Genomic DNA, 19105 nt, shown 5'->3' with positions numbered 1-19105 from the left:
TTAATGAAAAGAAGTACTGGATTTCTGTATAAACTAATTTTGATTACTTACTTATATTTATTTTGTTTGATATAATTGCTTATATCATCTTTGTACTCTTTAATTCTCGCTCCGAAATATGCCGATGTAGCCGACTGCGTGGAGCTAAAGGATTCGGAAAGTCCGTCCATGCTCAAAGAGCTTGAGGAAAAACCGGACATAAGACCGTCGCCGATGATATTTAAAAGACTTACCGCCGCCTGCTTTGCAATTATTTCCCGTAAGTCTTGAGGAATGTCATCGCTTGTCTCAAAGCCTGCATCATAATCAATCGAATAAAAAAGCTGGGATTGTAATGTCTGATTACCGTACATGCCGACTGCCGTTTGAATACCGCTTGATGTTTCAGTCGGCTTCAACGGGCGTTCCATCAGCTTTAAAAGCCCCTTCGTTTTATCAACAATCGTCGTCTGGGTAATGTTGCGGCAGCTTTGCCATCGTGAAAGAAGTTCCAATTTATGCAGTTTTAAGATAGGGCGCTGCCGGGTTTTGATTACTCCGTACCGCGAAATACGCGCATACTTAAAATCGTATACAGCCTCATCCGTATCGTAATCGATACCTTTTACAAGATTTCTTTCTGTGGCATTGCACCGTATTTTTTGTTTTTTAATGGTAATATCCAGCTGCCGTTCAATCTCCGTGGTGCTGGCATCAATAAAATACTGTATCTGCTCATCCGTATAAGATTGTCCGTTTGTTGCTTTGAAATCGGTACCCCATAGATAGGTAAACCGTAAATCATCGGGAGTAACCGCCGTTCCCCATGTCCCCGGCGCAGTTGTATAATTGCCGAATGTATACCCTATTGCTTCATTACCGCTTGATCGAACCCAATTTGAGTATGTATACTCTGAATCCGCAAGGTTCGCTGCCTCAAAATCGATATAGCGATATGAATAGAGCTTGTTTGCTTCAAGATTAACATTATCAAGAATATCCCCATTTACACTCAGGGGAATCGTGTCGGTATCGGGAATATGAAAGCCGCTTGCCGTATACACCGAATAGGCATCTTCATCGTTTGCCCTGCGTTCAAGACGAACACCGGTATAACGCGAATCTCTTATCGTTATGACAATTTTACCTCTTACTGATACTGCTGCTATCATATTCCCTCCTTTCTTTTGTTATGTTACTGAAACGAAAAGCCTGGAACCTGCGAGAAATGGACGGCATCTTCAAGTTTCACTTTGGCATAGCCTTTATCATCAAACGTGATAATGTCTCCGGTAGCTCCGGTTACAGACTTTCCAGCTCTTTTTTCTGAAATAACTTCTACTAAACCATCGGATGAAACATTGAACCGGAAACCGTTGCCGGTAGCATCTGTTTTTTGTTTCTCCCCATCAGGTGTATCACCCGTTTCGTCATCAGAGTCTCCTGTTTCGTTTGCCTCCTCATCCGATGCATCAGGATTACTGTCAGCTCCATCGGATGAAGCTTCCGTTTCACCGGATGTACCGCCTGTTTCACTATCCGCCGTTTTCACTTCGGCTTCATTACTCGCGGTTACCGTTTTGTTATCAACGCCGGTATTCACAAGAGCCGGATCATCTTTTACCGGCTTGTCAGTTGCCGTTGCAGGTACCGCCTGTTCAGCAGCCGCGGTTTTCACTTCGGCTGCCTCAGCTTTTTCTGCAACACCGGTTTTATTTTCCGATGCTTTTCTTGCCATTAGTACAAACCTCCCGTATACGCGATGTTCTTAACAAGACCGCAGAATTTTGGCGCTCGCAGTTCAAGAGCCCCGAACAACATAACAAGGAACGGAGTTTCAGCTGTATTGATCGGTGCAAGCGGATAGGTGCATACCGGTAACAGCTGTGCGAATGTGTATACCGGCTGGATTCTCTTTTCCGTGAGGAAAAGCATAGATGCAGTACCCGGCAGCTCTTTATTTTCATCAACATAGATTGTCGTAGCAGCCCCGCTGTTTGCAACAGAATCCATTTCCATCACTTCTGTACCGTCTTTCTTTGAACGGCAGATAATGAAACCTGTTGCTTGTACACCTGCCCCCGGTGTAATAGTCAGCGTTACCTTATTACCAGCGCCAACCACAACCGCAGCAGAGACAGCGGTACCTGCAGAAATACCATAAGAATTGACTGCGTGAACGGTATACCGGTAATCGCCTGCATCACCTGTTTCAAACAGTGAACCCGTACCGGAAGCCGCCCCTGTTACAGTTGCCGGAGCTGCCGGACGCTTGAGTGGATCACCAGCAGCACGTACAATGCCTTTTACGTGGTAGAACTTATCAGCTCCGGCACCTTCGCCGGTAAATTTAATCGTTGAACCAATGGCAGTAGGATAACTCGGTAATGCCTGCATTGAGGCTTGCGAATCCATTACGGTAAAACGGATCCGGTCCTTAAACAGTCCTTTAATATCCTTTGCCAATACCGGCGGGAACAATGCTGTTTCAAGAGAGCCGCCTTTTTCAAAAACCATTTGCGCTATATTGTCAAATAGAACCTCTCCAACAGAGCCGATGCTTTTACCCCGCAACGATATGATGTTTTGATCCTCTGCTTTTGCTCTGTTGATCGAGGCAATAAAACCGTCAAATTCGGTCGGAACAATAGCTGAGTCCCCATGAAAACACTGGTACTCAGCACTTTTGACGATTGTTTCAACCCCGGCAATCTTTTCACTTGCAAGCGCGCCCTCAAATGTTTCAGACACTTCCATCTGTTTAGTAACAGAGCGGCGTGTTTGCATGTATTTCATGTTGAACGGTTTTCTCTCAAGCGACTGATCTGTTTCAAGCGACTGTCCGCCTTCTCTTACTGTGAGAAACCGGTAATCACCGTGTCCGGTACGCAAGTTCAGTTCATGTACCGTAGACTTAACCGGTGTCTTTTTAACCGTATTCATAACCTTGCAATCTTCTTTCAGCTGTGAAACAACATTCACAACTTCCGATTCAAGATTTTCAGGGATTAAAGCACGACCGCCAGTAAATTGAGCAGAGTCCGTTCCATAACCGGCAACCAGTGCCTTCTGCAATTCGTTTACTTCCGACGTAGCCATTTCGCCGGAAGATGTGCTGTCAAAAAAGCCCATTATTTCTCCTCCTTCGCAAGCTCTCTCTGCAAGAACTTGTAATACTCATCCTGCATCGGCTGACCGGTACGCATACACTTTTGCATATCCGATGAAATCATGCTGGATTTAATCATGTCGATTTTTCCTTCTTGTACGCACCGCTGGAGTACACATTGCGCTCTATACAGGTCATCCTCTGTAGGTCTGCCTTTTGGAGCGGGTGTCTGCGGTACGCCTCCGCTCGTTCCCCCGAAGCTCTTATTAAGAACCGATTTCGGCGGAAGCTGCTGATTGCCGATCGCATAAATCATTTGGGCAAGACCTTCAATGGCTCCGCCCAAATCTTGAATCTGCTCCTGATAGGCTTGGATAGACTTGCGCATTGCAGTAAGGTCTGCATCAATCGCTTTAAGCACCTCCTCGCCGCTCACATCATCATCGTCGTCGTGATTGTCATTTTCGTCGCCTTCATCTTCGCTGTTTTCTTCAGGATCAGCTTTGTTTTTCTCGATGTCGTCTTCATCACTGTTTCCTGCCGGATCGTTATCGTCCCCGCCGTCCACGTTCTTTTTGATGTCGTCTTCATCTCCATTTCCGCTGCCGCCTACAAGAGACTTCAAAAGACTTGCAACAGAATTAGTAAATGATTTTTTCATCATTAGACCCCCTTGATCTATAATTTCTGCGATTATTTCGCTGGTTTTTTCTTTTGGTACACCATGCGCAGTCAGGTAATCAGCTGCATCTTGTTTGCCGTTGACTCTCCCCCTGTTAAGCATTTCAACAAGCCCTGCAATAGCTTCTTGTATGTCTGCATCGGGGGTATTTGCTTTCAGTGTTTGTACTGTTTCAGTTGCATCAATTATGTTTGTATTTGTGTCTTCCGGGATAAGCGCCTGCCCGCCGGTTGTCGTAGCTGAATCAGTGCTATACCCTGCATAGAGTGATTTTTTAATTTCAATTGGTAAGAATTCAACAAATTCTGCTGCCGTCATCGACTTTGCAAAAACAGCATAACCGACGGTATTATTTACCGGCATAGTCGTAAGCGCTAAATCATTCCAAAGTACATGAGTGACTTTTTCAACACCTGTTTTTACGTTTTTTATGACCTTTGGGAATATGCCGCCGACACTTGCTCTTACGCGGGTAGAACCGGCTTTTAGCATTTTGATTATATCTTTTGCTTTTTCATTCGTTGCGTAGAGCTTGCCTTTTACGATTGTTTTCTTTGTTGCTTCGTCAAACTGTACATCAATAGGCTCACCAATAATCATAGAATCATCGGCTATCACGTTTCCCTGTTCGTCCTTTCGCTTATGAAGGTGGTTGTACGAAATAACACCGCCCCTTAAAAACTCCTCTTTGGATTCCATCAGGGCATTTTGTAGGACTATTTGATTTTGTAAGTCTAAATTTTCATTACTTGCTTCTACTTCAAACAGGTAATTACCGAAATCGTCTACTTTTCCTTTCGATTTTCTGATTTCGAGATCGAGATAAATAGTGTTAAATGTATCCGTATCGGTCATTGCTGCACCTCGTAAAACAAAAAAAGACAGCCTCGCAAAAGTTCAGTACTATCCGTACTGTCTTTTTAGCGGCTGCCTTTTTAAAGTGCAAATCGCAATGAAGAAGTATATATAAGGTTGTTCTTATTTATTATATCATAGGGTTAAGAGAGGAATTTGTCAAGGATTGTAGCCTTTTTTCAATCTCTAATTGCTAAATACACGGTCGATTATATCCTGAAACTCTCTAAAGAGCTGCTTTGCCCGCTCACTGCGAAAAGTATCGTTAAATCCATTGCTTTTGAGCGCATCGGCAATACTCTGATAATACCATGCTATATCATTTTCCCCCGCATTGAACCGTTCCCATATCTTTTCACCAATGCTGAGCTTATCACGGTACATACTCCGTATGTTTGATAGCTTATCAGCAAAGCAGACCTGCAGTGATTCCGTACTTGCTTCTTGTATTTCGTCTACAGTTCGTTGCTTGCGCTCCTTCCATGTTTTTGACTTATCTTCGCTTTCAGTCTGGACTATCGTAAGAACGGCATTTCCGAACGCTTCTTTAATCTCTTCCGGGGTGGTATCAGTGTCTTCAAGTGTATCGTGCAGGATACCAGCAATAATTACGTCTTGACTGCAATCCATAGCCGTTAGAATCTGCATAGCTTCCATCGGATGGACGATATAGGGAATATCGGTACCCTTGCGTTTTTGCCCTTCATGCTTTTTAGTAGCAAAGATGATTGCTTTTGGGATAAGCAGCTCGTTCATTGTCGCCTCTCTCTGTTTTATAGTATCATGCTCTTTATTTCAGGCGGTATATATCTGGATTGTTTCGCAGCATTGATAATCCGTTTAAGGATTGCAGGCTTTACATCTTGCTTGTCGATAAGGATGCCCTTGTTGATGCCGTTAAAAATCTCAACACTCGACATTATGATTGTCCGCTTATAGTCCACTATAGAATCATGCGTGATAAAATGATGATCACCTGCTTTTAACACACACGAACAGTCCTGCACATTCGGGTATTTAAGTGTTGTAACTGAAACGACAACTTGATTAAATTCCGCATCGGGATTTGTAATAACTATTCGCAAGTGCCGTTTTTCATCTCCGCTCGCTGTTTTTTCCGGTGCACTGAGAAATGACTTTCCTTTTGACATGTTATTTAGACGCTCAATGCTGCAAGTTCTTTTTCCTCATTCCGATAATACGCATCTTCGGAAAGGATAAAATCAATTTCTTCCTGTGTTCTACCTAAACCTTCAAGAATAGTTTCTTTTTTTATCGGTAAACGAGACCCGTTCGGATTTTGCCATTCAGGACACACTTGAGGATTATGCACTACCTGTATCATCGTTTGCCAACTTGCTTCGTGATATTCAGCGTCTATCTTGTCGAGTATCTCTTTTTCACACTCCGATAACTTTGAATCCGGTATGCGCTCTGTCGCAAGCATCAGATTGTAACCATCTTTGATAAACCGCGCATTCCAAAGATTCTGACTTGCAGAATCGGTATACTTGCCTTTTATCAGGTCATATACTCCGCTTAATACCGGCCCGTTATCAAGTGAATAGTATACGTCCCCTGTTATTGAAACATTCGTTTCTCTAATTGATTCACGATCCGCTAAATACATCAATTTTATGAGTTTTGTATAATTAAGTGTTGTTTCTTTATATTTTTTGAGAATATATCCTGTAACCTGTATCAGCTTTTCAAGATTCATTCCGGCTCCCATTCACTCATAATATATCATATTTCGGGATAAATAACAAGGTTGTCAATAGTTTTCTTCTATTTTTGATATGATAGCTAAAGGTAACTTTCAATCTCCGATTCACCAATACCACCCCACATACAATCAACGGGGATATTGCTATGCTTTAGTGTCTTATCTTTCAACACAATAAAGCTTTCGCCTAAGATATTTGCGGCAAATACTGTATCAGAATCGCTTAAAAAATACCGATATGGCATAATTTCATCTTCAATAATGCCGTCTTTTTGCATACCGCTGTTCTATGATATGTTTTAATCCATAACCGCTTTTCCCACTTGACCCAACATCAACGACTATATCACCTATATCTTTATGCCGTATTGTTGAGCTTTTTCCGCTTTCCAATACACCACTTAAAAGCTGTAAATCCTGCGTAACCATTCCGTCCTTCTTATTTTCCCCGCCACCTCCATCGTTTGCAGTTGCAACACGTCCCGCGTTATCGGTAAATACCCCTTCTTTAGCGGCTGCCTTTTGCTTTACTACGCTTTCCGCTGCCTCAATGCGCTGCCCCTCTACGCTGTAAATACTCCAGACTTTGCGCATAAGAGAACGGTTTACAATCATCTTATCACCGTCAGGTGTTTTAGCGGCGGGTTCGGCTACGCTTTTTGCTCTTGCGCGTTCTTGTACTGTTTTCTGCTGTACCGGTTCTTTGTATTTATCGCGGGCTTCCTTTTTTGAAAAAAGATTGTCCCACTTTATTTTATTCGTAAAATACTCAAGCACGTGTGCGGCAAAAGTTTGTTTGTCCGCTCCAAAATCTTTTTTGATTTCGTATTTTGAATAGTGTTCCTCAATCTTCTTTTGCTTTATGCCGAAGCATTCAAGCAGCGCCTTAAATGGGTGTTTCCAACTATCTTGATAAACATAGTTATAGCCTTTACCCGTTTTCTTAGGATAGCGGCGGATGTACTTAACGGAACGAGCCTTGTTTATCTCATTCCATTTTGTCCGCCAACGTTCCAAAAATTTAATTTCTATCATAAATAGCCTCCCTCAATATGCTTAAAAGTAAATTTTCGTATATAAATCCTTACATTTTCTATTGACAACTTTGTAAATGCTCCAGTTTTTTGCCACGCCATTTTTTTTGCAGCACCTTCTTTTTGAATACTTCTATAGGCACCGTATCAACCCCGCCGAAAAATCCGCTCTTGTCGTATTGCGAAAAATAAGCCTTTTTTGCTTCTTCAAGTGTGTTAAAGCCGAGCATACATTTGTCTTCGTCATAGGTATCAGTGCCCGGTATTTTTTGATGTATGATGTACACATTACGCGCATTTTCATTGTCGCCTAAATAACAGTCTACGTGATCACCGTCTACGCCTTCCGTTTCGCGGATATATCCGTAGTCGTAGTTCATTTTTATAGCCCATTTATGCCCATCGCTATCTATGCCGCGCCTTATGCTCCCTTTTTCATTTTCTATGCTTATTTTTAGCCCTGCAAAAGAAGTACGTCCTTGTAATGGATAACCGCTATAGGTAAGAGATTTATCGATTGTATCTTCACTTCTGAAAAGCTCGTTTATGCGGTCGGTAAAACCTTGCGTTGTATCATCGGGATTTGCGATACCGTTCTTTTTATATTCTTCTTTTGCCTGTTTTACCGCATCATTCCACTTTTTTGCGCGTCCGCTTTGTTCAGCGACAAGCGCATCAATTCTTGCGTTATCAATATCAGTGTCGTAACGTACCCATGTGCCGCGGCAATAAGGATGAAATACACCGGTTGTAAAGCTGTGTCCGCTGCCGTTCCATTCCTTACCTTCCCAAATAACGAAGTCTGCTACACCGTCATTTGCCTTTTCGTCTTTAAGCGGTATATCGCTCCACACGGCAATTTTACCGTTCATACGTTTGCAAAAAGCGCACGTATTTTTGTCTATGACTTCAATCCGCTGGAAGTATGCTTTTTGACCATCAGGTGTATTGTGTACTTCCTCGCGTAAAAATGAATTATTGACAGCGTTCTGTATCTCCGTATCTGCAAGCCGCTGATAATCGCGGTTATCGCCTACCATTTTGTCAAACAATGCTTGAGATACTTCACTTTTACTTTTGCGCCCCTTTACACCGTCAATCAGAATTTGCTTTATATCACCGCGCATTTCATCGGTAATATTCGTTATTTTTGTTGCTGCAGATTGTGTGAGCATTTCAATACGTGCTTGTTCTCCTCTGGTAAAAGAAGCGCCGAAAGTGTTTTTCATGTTCTTCACGGATTCACTTATCCAGTCAAAGCTTTTACCGTGATACTGTAATTTTTCAAGCTGTAATGCTTTTACCGCTTCTAATGTGTTGTATTTGAGCATACGGTCAAGGATTTTTCCCAGTGAATTAGATTGAAGAATGATGTTCTTTTCAGTGTCTTTTATGTTCCGGTTTAAAAACTTTTCGAGATTTTTTACAAACTTAGCCCAATCAGCCTGTTTTATCGGCTCTCCGGTTTCAGAGTGATACAGAATCTTGCCCTTATGAGTAAGGATGGATTTTGACATAACCGTCTTTTTGGGTAAGTCAAAGTAATCGGTAATAAAATCGTATGTATTTCTTACCAATTCAGAAAAGAAGACACACCATTTGTCTGTTAAATCTTCTTGAGCCTTATATAAAAAGACTTCACCTTTTGCGCTTTTAAGCGGAATATCAAAAGACATTGCCATTGTGCGTAAGGCTTTTTCTATGCGTTCGTTGGAGCAGTCTTTCATTCTGATATTCACGCTCGGTAGTGGGGTGGTATTATCCGCCGGAACGTATTCGGGTACACCGCCTGTAAGACATTTTTCAAGCTGCGTAAACTTTGCGTATCTATTACCTTCGGTTATGTCATGTATATTTATTTGAATAGTTCTGTTGACATTGTTGTTATTTCGGGGTACAGTAACAGTATGGATTGATTCGGTGGCGACCCGACCGAAAGAATGAATTGATTTCATGACTTTCACCTCGCCCTTTCCGTTAAAAAAGCACGGCGTTATGTCTGTGCTTTTTTTTAATTCTAATTTATCTATTCCGACAACTGAAATATAAACTGTATTTCCATAGGTATTGTCAGAATATTTTAATTTTGAAACAGTTACTTGAACATAATCTTTATTACTTCCTTTTGGTGTCGCTCCTGTAACGGTCTGATAGACATTCGCTATTACAGTTTTTCCGTTTCTTTTATCGGTATAAGGTTTTGCAAGTTCCTCATATCGGGCATGTGTCCACACTCCGTTAGATTCAAGTAATTCTTTAGCACAAGGCAAGTACCTTACATGCCTCATCATGTTTGACAAGGTTCTTTGTTTCTTTCCGCCTATACTGTTTCCGCCCTGCTTTTTAAGATGGCTGTAACTTATACCTTCAAAAACAATCTGCTTATTTCTCAACTCCATGCAAATAGACTTATCATTCGGTTTTGTATTCTGCCAGTCTTTGAGCCATACATTATTGATGTAGTCTGCCGCTTGTTTTTCTACCTGTCTACACTGGTCTTTTTCAGGTATGTTTCTGTTAATCTTAAAAGTCAATGCACTGCTTTTACATTGTGAAATACGCCCAAAATTATTGTGTTTGTCATAGTAATAATACCATGTGCCATTTTTGAACTCTCTACGACTGTATTTATGAGACTTTATCAATGCTTCTAAAGTGATTTGCTCTGTCATATTCCCTAGTCCTTAAAACCCAAAATAAAATGACTTACTAACACTCTCTTGTTCATCGCTGCCAAAATCAAGATCACTGTTTCCGCTCTCTTCTTCACCGTTACCGACATCTCCCCACTCGCCGCCGTCAGTACCCTCTTCCAAGTCTTCCATTCCCCCCGCATCGTCCATCTGTCCTGCTTGATACATCTGTACCAGCTGCGGGTTCGCAGGGCATTCATCAGCCCACTTTGACTCAAGCGGCGGCAAACCTTTTTCCTTACGCACTTCATTGACCGTCTTATATGATTCAAGCTCCCCTTTCGTAAGATCAAGCATTTGCTTAGGGTCGTCCCGCTCATAGCCGACAAACTCAATTTCATATCCGGGAAATACTTTCTCAACGATTTTGTTGAGATACTGCTGCACAAAAGAAAGCATATCTCCTAAAACAAGCGATTTACTCGCTTCAATTTCAGGCGCTGCATTTCGTTCAAAAACCGGCTGTGATTTTGAGCTGTGAAGCCCTAACTCTTCCATGCTGCAGCCGAAAAGGGAAACCGTTGCACTGATAAGAAGGTCTAGCCAGCTTTGGAACTCCATTTCACGGTTCGTTCCGCCTAGAGCTACCCATTTAATAGCATTAGACTCTCCGCCAGTTCCATTGCCTGCCGGAATAATCGGCACCCGCCATTGGTTCGATGGGGAGCCGCTCATAATGTCGGCTATATAGTCTTCCATTTGCTCTATCGTTTCTTGGCTTGCGTTTCCGTCCAGTAAAAGCAAACCGCGCGGTAATTTATTCTCCGTGAAGAAACCAGAATTGTAGGTAAATGCATTAATGGTGCTTGTTATAAGGTCTATCGCTTGCTCTACAACCGAATAGCCGTAAAAAGAATAGTGTATATCCGTTCTCGGATTCTGATAGTCGAAAATCAGCGATCCTTCCGGGTAAAACGCTTTGGGAATACTGTTGATGATCTGAACGTGTTTTATATTGTACGGGTTTTCTTGGTCTGGTAAGACTTTTTCAATCGTTGCGCCGTCTACCGCCCAGAACGCATACGGTTTACCGGCTCTGGTATAACCTATTTCCGTTGCAACTTGGTCAATTTCAAGCGCATCACGCACGATTTTTGTACAAAATCTGGAAAGATTATCTCGATCAGTGTTTTTGTCAAATCCAGTGTTAAGAAGGAACTGCTCTATAAGGGTTCTTTCTTTTGACTTTTGCCCTGCGGCTTTAATAACATCTTCACCGGCTTTTTTGACGATAAAACCGCGTAAATTGCGGTTAGTAGATGGCTTAAAAAACGGTTTCATCTTCTTTTGCACATTGGTAATGCAAAGATTGATTATCCATGCCTTTTTCGATACGCGACGCAATGTTTGACAATCGACTTCGCGGTTAAAATGCCCGTCGGCAGTTTTTAAGTTTCCGTAAACATTGTTGACTATCGTAAGGTCATCAAAGAATGAAGATTGTGCCGCTTGGGCAGGTGTTTTTTTGAAAAATTCCGTATTTTGAAACCGTTTCGTAACGCGGGAAAGCCTATTTATTTCACGTTGTACGCTTATAGGCTCTACGCCGTTCGGAAGCGGTGTAAGTTCTTTATTGTTTATTTCCATGCCGAACTCTCCTTAAAACCGTCGCTAAGGATTCTCCGCGCTTCCGGGTCAGCGGTTGGTGCGGATTTTTTAAGAGTTCTTCATTACTGTTTGAGTTTACCACGATTGTCTTCTTTTTTCTAGCGTATTCGGCGTAAAAATTGGGGCTTCCGCTACGTGCCGTCGCTGCGTGGTTGGCCAATGCCCACGCCCAAAAGCTATCTGCGTGTCCTTTTTCGTTGCGCTCGGCATCATAGCGGAAAGAGCCGCCGCTTGACGGCGTTCGCTTTATCGAATGGATTTGTGCATGAAACTCACGATCGTTTTCAAGCTCAAATTCATTTTTTTCAAGTCCGAATTTTACACCCATTGCAAGCGTTTCTTTTGATTGCAGGGTAAATGTTATCCCTTCAACTCTGTCGCCGTATTCTTTATGTAACGCTTCATGAATCGGGGCGCCCATTCCAGTACAGTCAATACATGCGCGGTATATCGGCAAAGCGTTCATCAGTTTTCTTACAATTTCCTTTTGCTCTTCAAAAGTAACGGAAGTTTTTTCATATCGCATTGCTGCCCGTTTTTTGCCGTCTTTTATTCCCATGACATAAATTGCCGCAGCATCGCGATTTTTTGCAACATCATAGCCAAGAAAGAGTGGAGAACCGTATTTTTGAGGATTGTATTCGGTAATAAGCGAATCGGCATCTTTATAACTTTTTATTTCAAAATCGTATTTATCGGAAAAATATTCATCATCGGGTATATCTGTCGGTATAGCATCGCATTCCCGTCTTCCCGGCGTATTGGCATAAATCAAATCCAGAGATATGTAACTTGCCGCACTGTCGACAAACGTACATTCACATTCTTGCTGAAAATCTTCAAGGCTCGTATTATTGTACAGGTCTAAAAGATTTTTTGTACCAAATGTTCGCACCCGCTCTTCAGTCGTCATCTCCTTTGCACGTATGACCGCTTCTTTTACATCAGTACACATAACTTTTGCGTACCACCACGGAACAAAGTAGCGGTCATATCCGGGAAAACCTTTCTTATCCGTACAGATTTCATAAAACTTGCCAATAGTCCCCAGCGGCGTACTGCCGACTTCTATACACCCGCGCCGGAGCGTACAAAATGAAGCGGCCGTATACACTTCTTTTGAAAGTCGTGGTGTATAAATTGCATATTCATCAAGGCATACATCGCCGTTCTTACCGCGCGGCGGCCGACACGGAAGGCTTATCAATCGGCTTGTTGTGTTTGAATTATAGTCCTTGAACTCCAACATAGTCGTTGTTATGTGCACCAATTCTTTTTTATACCGCTTCGGAATTGATTCGTAGAACTCTTTTGCATATCGTATTTTTTCCTGCGCATCTTCTATGTTGTAAGAAACAAATTGCTTGGTATAATCACGCCGCGCGGGGTCTAGCGCTTTTACTAAGCCTTTTAATGCAACGACAAAAGAAAAGCCTGTCTGACGGCTTTTAAGAAGACAAATATAGCGATTTCGATTGAGGATAAAATCATCTTGCCAAAAATCAAGCGTGAGCGACTCTCCGTGATATTTCATAAATGCGTAGACGTAATTTAATTTTTCTTCCGGTGTCCATAGCTTCATTGTTGCTTTAATCCTCTTCCGTTCTCTCTTCTGTTTTGTTGCGCAGCTCCGATAGTTCGGTTATATCTGAATTTGCCTTAACAATTTTTGTCTTTACTTGCAGGTTTCCTTTTATAATTTCCGCCGTCGTCTCCACTTCATACCCTTCTTTGTTGCCTTCACCGTTTATCTTTTCGTACAATTCAATGAGCTTATTTTCTTCGGCGGTTCGGTTGGGTAACTTATAATTCGGAATTGAATGCTGCCCGACAAACTCAATCCCGTCTATACACAGTTTCTGCTCTTCGGTTAGTTCTTCCGGTTGTTTAACGGTAACAATGGTATGAATTTTGCCGTTTCCTGCTATGTGGTTTTCAATGTTATAAAAGTCCAGCCCCTTAAACTCACTCCGCGCTATCTTCCGCTGAATAATGCGATGATAGGCATCTTCAATGCCGGTCTTTACGACATCTTTATCAAACTGCGCGATAAGCGGCGCAATTTTCGTATTATGGCGTAAACTATAGCCACTCATGCGGGCGGTTTTTTGCGCATATCCGGCTTTACGCGCTGATTTTGCCGAATCATGATAGGAATTACTGTGCGGATAGGTATACCAGAAAATAAACAGCTTTTCTTTTTGTGTAAGCTTCACTCCTCCATAATCAAAGGAATCAAGGTCTATTACGCTCCCGTCTTCAAGCGTTACTGAAAATGTGTCTTTCGTCTTGCTTTTACGCTGGCGCTTCGGTTTTTCTTCAGGTGTCTCGGACGGCTCCGGTTTTTCACTTTTTTTCATGCTGCTTTCCTAGCTTTTCAGCAACGCAAACATGACGCATATAACCTTTTAAAATATGACCGCCTTCCGATACAATCTCGATTTTTTCAGCATCACAGACTTCGGTTGTCTTAAAACCGGTTGCTATATACTTTATTGCTTTCCCGCATGTAAGGCATACTTGCACGTTAGTCCCCCAAAAGTTTCTTGAGAGTATCGCCTCTGTATGTTTTTGAATATGAGTATTCGGTAATTTTTCCACTTTCAAAAACAAACACTACGGCACCGTTAAAGTCCTGTTTTTCTGCCATAGCAAGACAGCTAACAGCGATAGCAGTATCATCCGTTCTTGTTACAGGAACATCATGACGGTTTGCTTCGCTGATAGCCATACAGACTCCACTTTCAAAGCTCAATTTTATACTGCCTGAAAATTGTTCGTCTTTCTTTCGATTCAGATACGCAAAGATACGATTAAAACGCCCGTTCATTTTTTCCACCGTTTTAACGGTATCATTGGTCAGTATGATACTTGTATAAGTTATTGTGAATTCTTCTTTTATCTATTCTATATCAGATACAGGTAATAATCAACCTTGCAGTATATCAGTTGCAAGCTTTTCCAGCATGCAAATACTCCCTATTTTATGTCATTCACTATCATATATCCAATCCGCACAGGGGCTTTCTTCATTCTTTACTGTGTAAAATAAATCTCGCATAATACAAAAACCTTCATCTTTGTTTCTATCGTGGTGAAAATCCGTAAAATTTCCATCGGCATCTTCATCTGTCATATAATATATGCAGTTGCCGCAGCATCTCTTCTTTGCAGTCATTTTATTACTCCTATGCAAATAACGCCAATCGCTGTTTATAAAGCGGCTCATAATCGGGATTTATATCGATACCAAGCCAATTCCGATTTAAGAGAGCAGCGGCTTCGGCTACGGTACCGAAAAATGGATCGAGTATAACGTCCCCTTCACGGCTTCCTGCTAAAACACAAGGGATAACGAGTCCCAGCGGAAAGGCAGCAAAGTGTGCTCCTTTATACGGATGTGTCGGAATTATCCATACGTCTCGCTTGTTGCGTTTACCGCTTTCATTCGGCTTGTTACCGTGTGTTTCTGCTTCTATTTTTTTAGAATTAAAATAGCTCTGTCCTTTTGTATAAACTCCGCCGTTTCTAAAAATTTTATTGTTTCCCTTTATGCTTACTACCGGTTCTTTTATTGCTTCCGCATCAAAATAATAGTTCTTATGTTTCGATAAGAGGAATATGTACTCATGCGACTTTGTACAGCGGTCTTTTACTGATTCCGGCATTACGTTCGGTTTATGCCAGATTATATCTTGTCTTAGATACCATCCGTCTTCCTGTAACGCAAATGCAACCCGCCACGGTACTCCGATTAAATCTTTCGGTTTGAGCCATCCTGATAAAGGCGTTTTATGTACTCTCCCTTGGAGTGAACCTTTATGGGTACTTTGTTTATAGCGTTTACCAATATTAGCAGATGTACCTTCTTTGGTACGAGCTTTTCCGCTTCCCGCGTAGCTGTCTCCAAGATTGAGCCAGAGTGTCCCATCATCTTTTAATACTCGTTTTACTTCACGAAATACGTCAACTAAATTCTTAACATATTCTTCTACTGTATCCTCTTGTCCTATTTGCTCTTCAACGTCGTAATCACGCAATTTATAGTACGGCGGACTTGTTACAACGCATTGTACGGACTTCGCTTCAAGTGTCGGTAAGATATTCCGACAATCACCAATTAAAAGATTATTCATCTTGTTTTATTAACTCCCCATTAACCGGTAATTAAATTACAGAAAACAATTAAAATCTTTTTTGAACAGATACCGCAGAGCAATCCGTAACCGCTGAAAAAAGTTTGCGCTTTGCGCTTTTGCTTCAATATAAACGCTTACCTGCTCAAAAGCGGCTCTGTAATTTCCATTCATTTCTTTGCGAATTTGCCTATTATACTTATAACTCATATTTACCTTCCTTATAATCTAGTTTATCGGTGCTTACGCTAATATCTCCGTACGTCATAGCATTATCCATGATTGATTAAATGTGTAACATGCCCGCGCCCTAACAGCACTCTATCAGAGCGTCTGCACGTTACCGATCCGGTTTTTTGTGGTGATTGCGATTCGGTTTGTTTCTTTTCCACTTCTTCACAAGCAAAACGATATATTTTATTGCTATCTAATCCATATAGCTCACAAAGTTTAAACAAAATATCCCTTTTTAATGCCAATATTCTACCTGTCTCTATTTTAGAAACATACAATGCAGAACAACCAATTTTACAAGCGACATCGTATAAGGTTAAACGGCGCTTATGCCGTTCAAGATAGAATATATCGCCAATACTCATTTATTCCCCCCTTTTTAAAATCCCTTCGGCGTTTGAAATTCTGCCCATGCAACGACGTATTTGTTATTCTTCTTACACTCCCATGTATCGGACTCAACAAACCAATGTACATGTTTAGCCCCCAAATAGAACAGATACTCTTGATCGTCTTGAGGCGGAAAATCTCCATCTTTTAAGAAATGCCACTTGTATTCTTCACAGCAGCTTTGATAACCGGCATCAAAGGCTTCTTTCAACTTATCTTCTGCATAATCAACAATCTCAGCCCATAGCTCCGGGTGCTCGCTTGCACAACACGGCTCAACAGGTCTATCATCATAGTACCCTTTTTCCCATTCTTCAAAAGTAAATGCCATCGCTATTCCTCCTCACTTTTGTAACTTATATTTTTCATTCAAGTTTTGGTTCATATATCATTTCCCTCCATCCTTTTAATCCTTTCTCCGATCCAGCGCATGACAGGGACTGCCATACTGTTGCCGATTGCCTTGTAGCGCAAACTGTCAGGGCATTGTTCAGCAGGTTTTCCTTTCCACTCAATTTGTGTCCAGTTATCGGGAAAACCTTGCAGCCGTTCGCATTCAAGCGGGGTGAGATACCGGACAGTATGGTTGACAGCAACAGCATGAATATCTGATGCCGTTAATGTATACGCATTTGACAGACTAAACCCTGTACCATTACCGCCGCCTACAGTGCGGTTGATAGTATTTCCTGCAAGACATATCGGATGTGTTTTATAATCCGTTGCTTTTAATATTCTGCTCGTTTTTTTTGACACATTAAAAAATGAATCTACTATAAGAGGGGTATTGCCTCCGCCTGTCCCGTAACGGGCGGTAACAGTATCGGTAACGTTACCAGCTTCTGCATATCTGCTTGCACTTGGATGTGCTAAATACATTGTGCTTGCAGAGCTTCCTCTAATACTTTCGGAAGTTTCTTGTTTCTGTTTTTTGCCCGTCTGAATATCCCTGCACACGCCCTGCTGCTCAAATAATACTTTTGCGGCAAGGTCTGTTCGGTTATCAATATGTCCGATAACGAAGACTCGACGGCGGCGTTGGGGTACTCCGAAATATTGAGCGTCAAGCACCCTGTACGCCCACCCATACCCGCATTCTTCCAGCCCTGCAAGGAACGATGCAAAATCATATCCGCTGTTCGAGGATAATACGCCGGGGACGTTTTCCCATATAACCCAGCAGGGACGGTATGTTTCCATAATTCCCAGATAGGCATACATGAGAGCGCCTCGCTCGTCAGTGGTTCCGCCGCGCTTTCCGGCAATACTGAAAGACTGACAAGGTGTTCCTCCAACCAGAATGTCAAATTGTCCTGTGTTCCATTTCTCATATTGCGTAATATCTCCATAGTTTTTGACGTTCGGGTATTTTTGCTGTAACAGTTCGCAAGGAAATTTTTCAATCTCTGCAAAGCCGGTAGGCGTAAACCCTAACGGTTCCCATGCAACGCTTGTAGCTTCAATACCGGAGCAAACTGATAAGTAGGTCATTCTTTCTTAATATCTTTAGTGAAATTATATTTTTTTCCGCAAAAAGGGCAGAATGCAAAAACAACATTGCCACTTGTTTTTGTTTTATAAAATTCACCTGTTATAGTCTTCTTGCGAAAACTATAACTTCCAGTCATGAATGTCTGGATCCGATTATTATTACCAATACAAAACGAAACCCCATTCATTTTCGCTTCATTATCTCCGCAATTCTCTTGTAAAAGTTCTATAATTTTTTCAACGCAATCGCACATTTAATCCTCCACCAATTCCCCGCAGGGGCTGCCGTCGTCGGCAAAGACATAACCATCTAATAAAAGAGAAAAAAATTCCTTGCAATCATAACCGATAAGAGGAATATGTTTTGAGTCTTTTCTACCAACTAAAAAACAATTTTGAGTCATTTTAGATTTTATCCAACATTCGTGTTGTTCAATTATCTCTATTGCTTTTTCCTCACTTGAAAACGGCTTGTACTTAGGTTCAGCGGGCGGTTTGACAAGATAGGCGTAATCATAAGCATGGGTATAATAATTGCCTACAAACTGATCATCATCCACTATGACTAATATTTGTACATAGTTAGCAGCATCTATATCTTTCACTTGCCGATGCAAGCCCTTTAATGTGTCCGCAAAAATACATTGACTGCCTACCTTCAACTTATCCGCATTCACCGCGGTGTATACTTTACTCTTGTCAAACTCCATGATTTATTTCTCCTCTGTTGTTTTATACAGCTCTCTAATGTAACGCTGTATATGATTCGGAATTGGTATTCCTTTATCGTTCAGTTCAGCGACTTTTAAAATAAAGTCCAGCTGTGCATTCAATTTCTTTAATGCTCGATACCGTCTTTTTTCAAAAAAGTGAAAATTAAGCACACAAGCTACTAAAGCAGACGCAAATAAACTAATTATAAAACCTACCACCTCTCTCATTATTATTTCTCCTCGCTGTTGTAAAAAGCTTCGTTGAAATCCGTTACCGTTGATTGTGCTGCGGCAATGCGACGAGGCTCACAGATACTTTCATCAACCCATTGAACTTCCAGCGATTCCCAATCTTCAAATGCGTAATCCGATAATTCTTCAGCAGCGTTTTCAAGTATTTTTTCTGCATCATCCAAGTCCTTTGCCCACACTTCAACTTCATTAGTAACGATCAG

Annotated in this window: 24 protein-coding genes; all 24 read right to left on the bottom strand. The window is 41.6% G+C overall.

Features of this window, described 5'->3' with window-relative positions; translation table 11 throughout:
• Positions 1–47: 47 nt before the first annotated feature.
• Positions 48–1151 carry a hypothetical protein gene (locus ACTTJ8_RS09160; RefSeq protein ID WP_442720993.1) on the bottom strand — a complete coding sequence of 368 codons (1104 nt, stop codon included), beginning with the start codon at positions 1149–1151 and terminating at the stop codon, positions 48–50.
• 23 nt (positions 1152–1174) lie between these two features.
• Positions 1175–1717 carry a hypothetical protein gene (locus ACTTJ8_RS09155; RefSeq protein ID WP_442720992.1) on the bottom strand — a complete coding sequence of 181 codons (543 nt, stop codon included), beginning with the start codon at positions 1715–1717 and terminating at the stop codon, positions 1175–1177.
• Entirely contained in the window at positions 1717–3111 is a 1395-nt protein-coding gene (locus ACTTJ8_RS09150) for a hypothetical protein (RefSeq protein WP_442720991.1), read from the bottom strand. The genes ACTTJ8_RS09155 and ACTTJ8_RS09150 overlap by 1 nt, the downstream gene beginning before the upstream one ends.
• On the bottom strand, positions 3111–4625 hold the full coding sequence (locus ACTTJ8_RS09145) for a hypothetical protein (protein WP_442720990.1): 1515 nt from the start codon (positions 4623–4625) through the stop codon (positions 3111–3113). Before ACTTJ8_RS09145 ends, ACTTJ8_RS09150 begins: the two co-directional genes overlap by 1 nt.
• A gap of 186 nt (positions 4626–4811) precedes the next feature.
• Positions 4812–5381: an HD domain-containing protein gene (locus tag ACTTJ8_RS09140; protein ID WP_442720989.1), complete on the bottom strand. Its 570-nt coding sequence runs from the start codon at positions 5379–5381 to the stop codon at positions 4812–4814.
• 17 nt (positions 5382–5398) lie between these two features.
• Positions 5399–5776 (bottom strand): hypothetical protein, encoded by a 378-nt coding sequence (locus tag ACTTJ8_RS09135; protein WP_442720988.1) that lies wholly within the window; start codon positions 5774–5776, stop codon positions 5399–5401.
• Between the two features lie 5 nt (positions 5777–5781).
• A complete protein-coding gene (locus ACTTJ8_RS09130) occupies positions 5782–6345 on the bottom strand; it encodes a Panacea domain-containing protein (RefSeq protein WP_442720987.1) in 564 nt (187 codons plus the stop codon).
• An 86-nt stretch (positions 6346–6431) separates the two neighbouring features.
• A complete protein-coding gene (locus ACTTJ8_RS09125) occupies positions 6432–6629 on the bottom strand; it encodes a hypothetical protein (protein WP_442720986.1) in 198 nt (65 codons plus the stop codon).
• Positions 6607–7386 (bottom strand): hypothetical protein, encoded by a 780-nt coding sequence (locus tag ACTTJ8_RS09120; RefSeq protein ID WP_442720985.1) that lies wholly within the window; start codon positions 7384–7386, stop codon positions 6607–6609. The genes ACTTJ8_RS09125 and ACTTJ8_RS09120 overlap by 23 nt, the downstream gene beginning before the upstream one ends.
• Before the next feature lie 58 nt (positions 7387–7444).
• Entirely contained in the window at positions 7445–10057 is a 2613-nt protein-coding gene (locus tag ACTTJ8_RS09115; protein WP_442720984.1) for a hypothetical protein, read from the bottom strand.
• A 12-nt stretch (positions 10058–10069) separates the two neighbouring features.
• Positions 10070–11665 (bottom strand): phage portal protein, encoded by a 1596-nt coding sequence (locus ACTTJ8_RS09110; protein WP_442720983.1) that lies wholly within the window; start codon positions 11663–11665, stop codon positions 10070–10072.
• Positions 11649–13268 carry a phage terminase large subunit family protein gene (locus tag ACTTJ8_RS09105; RefSeq protein WP_442720982.1) on the bottom strand — a complete coding sequence of 540 codons (1620 nt, stop codon included), beginning with the start codon at positions 13266–13268 and terminating at the stop codon, positions 11649–11651. Before ACTTJ8_RS09105 ends, ACTTJ8_RS09110 begins: the two co-directional genes overlap by 17 nt.
• A gap of 7 nt (positions 13269–13275) precedes the next feature.
• Entirely contained in the window at positions 13276–14046 is a 771-nt protein-coding gene (locus tag ACTTJ8_RS09100; RefSeq protein ID WP_442720981.1) for a terminase small subunit, read from the bottom strand.
• A 167-nt stretch (positions 14047–14213) separates the two neighbouring features.
• The gene (locus ACTTJ8_RS09095; RefSeq protein ID WP_442718652.1) at positions 14214–14525 is read right to left on the bottom strand and encodes a hypothetical protein; all 312 of its coding nucleotides are present in this window, start codon (positions 14523–14525) and stop codon (positions 14214–14216) included.
• A 150-nt stretch (positions 14526–14675) separates the two neighbouring features.
• On the bottom strand, positions 14676–14864 hold the full coding sequence (locus tag ACTTJ8_RS09090; RefSeq protein WP_442718651.1) for a hypothetical protein: 189 nt from the start codon (positions 14862–14864) through the stop codon (positions 14676–14678).
• Between the two features lie 10 nt (positions 14865–14874).
• Complete coding sequence (locus tag ACTTJ8_RS09085) at positions 14875–15822, bottom strand: DNA-methyltransferase (RefSeq protein ID WP_442720980.1); 948 nt, start codon at positions 15820–15822, stop codon at positions 14875–14877.
• A gap of 36 nt (positions 15823–15858) precedes the next feature.
• A complete protein-coding gene (locus tag ACTTJ8_RS09080; RefSeq protein ID WP_442720979.1) occupies positions 15859–16032 on the bottom strand; it encodes a hypothetical protein in 174 nt (57 codons plus the stop codon).
• A 62-nt stretch (positions 16033–16094) separates the two neighbouring features.
• The gene (locus ACTTJ8_RS09075; RefSeq protein WP_442720978.1) at positions 16095–16421 is read right to left on the bottom strand and encodes a helix-turn-helix domain-containing protein; all 327 of its coding nucleotides are present in this window, start codon (positions 16419–16421) and stop codon (positions 16095–16097) included.
• A gap of 14 nt (positions 16422–16435) precedes the next feature.
• On the bottom strand, positions 16436–16777 hold the full coding sequence (locus ACTTJ8_RS09070) for a hypothetical protein (protein WP_442720977.1): 342 nt from the start codon (positions 16775–16777) through the stop codon (positions 16436–16438).
• 50 nt (positions 16778–16827) lie between these two features.
• Positions 16828–17937 carry a DNA (cytosine-5-)-methyltransferase gene (gene dcm, locus ACTTJ8_RS09065; RefSeq protein ID WP_442720976.1) on the bottom strand — a complete coding sequence of 370 codons (1110 nt, stop codon included), beginning with the start codon at positions 17935–17937 and terminating at the stop codon, positions 16828–16830.
• Complete coding sequence (locus tag ACTTJ8_RS09060; RefSeq protein ID WP_442718642.1) at positions 17934–18191, bottom strand: hypothetical protein; 258 nt, start codon at positions 18189–18191, stop codon at positions 17934–17936. The genes dcm and ACTTJ8_RS09060 overlap by 4 nt, the downstream gene beginning before the upstream one ends.
• Positions 18192–18647, bottom strand: a complete 456-nt coding sequence (locus tag ACTTJ8_RS09055) for a hypothetical protein (RefSeq protein ID WP_442720975.1) — start codon at positions 18645–18647, stop codon at positions 18192–18194.
• Positions 18648–18650: 3 nt separating this feature from the next.
• The gene (locus tag ACTTJ8_RS09050; RefSeq protein WP_442720974.1) at positions 18651–18878 is read right to left on the bottom strand and encodes a hypothetical protein; all 228 of its coding nucleotides are present in this window, start codon (positions 18876–18878) and stop codon (positions 18651–18653) included.
• Positions 18879–18880: 2 nt separating this feature from the next.
• Positions 18881–19105, bottom strand: a 225-nt coding sequence (locus tag ACTTJ8_RS09045) for a hypothetical protein (RefSeq protein WP_442720973.1), incomplete at its 5' end; no start/stop codon positions are given.

Source organism: Treponema sp., assembly GCF_052169735.1.
GTDB lineage: Bacteria > Spirochaetota > Spirochaetia > Treponematales > Treponemataceae > Treponema.
Note: the sequence above shows the minus strand (reverse complement) of the source record. Positions and strands in the feature narration are given on the sequence as shown.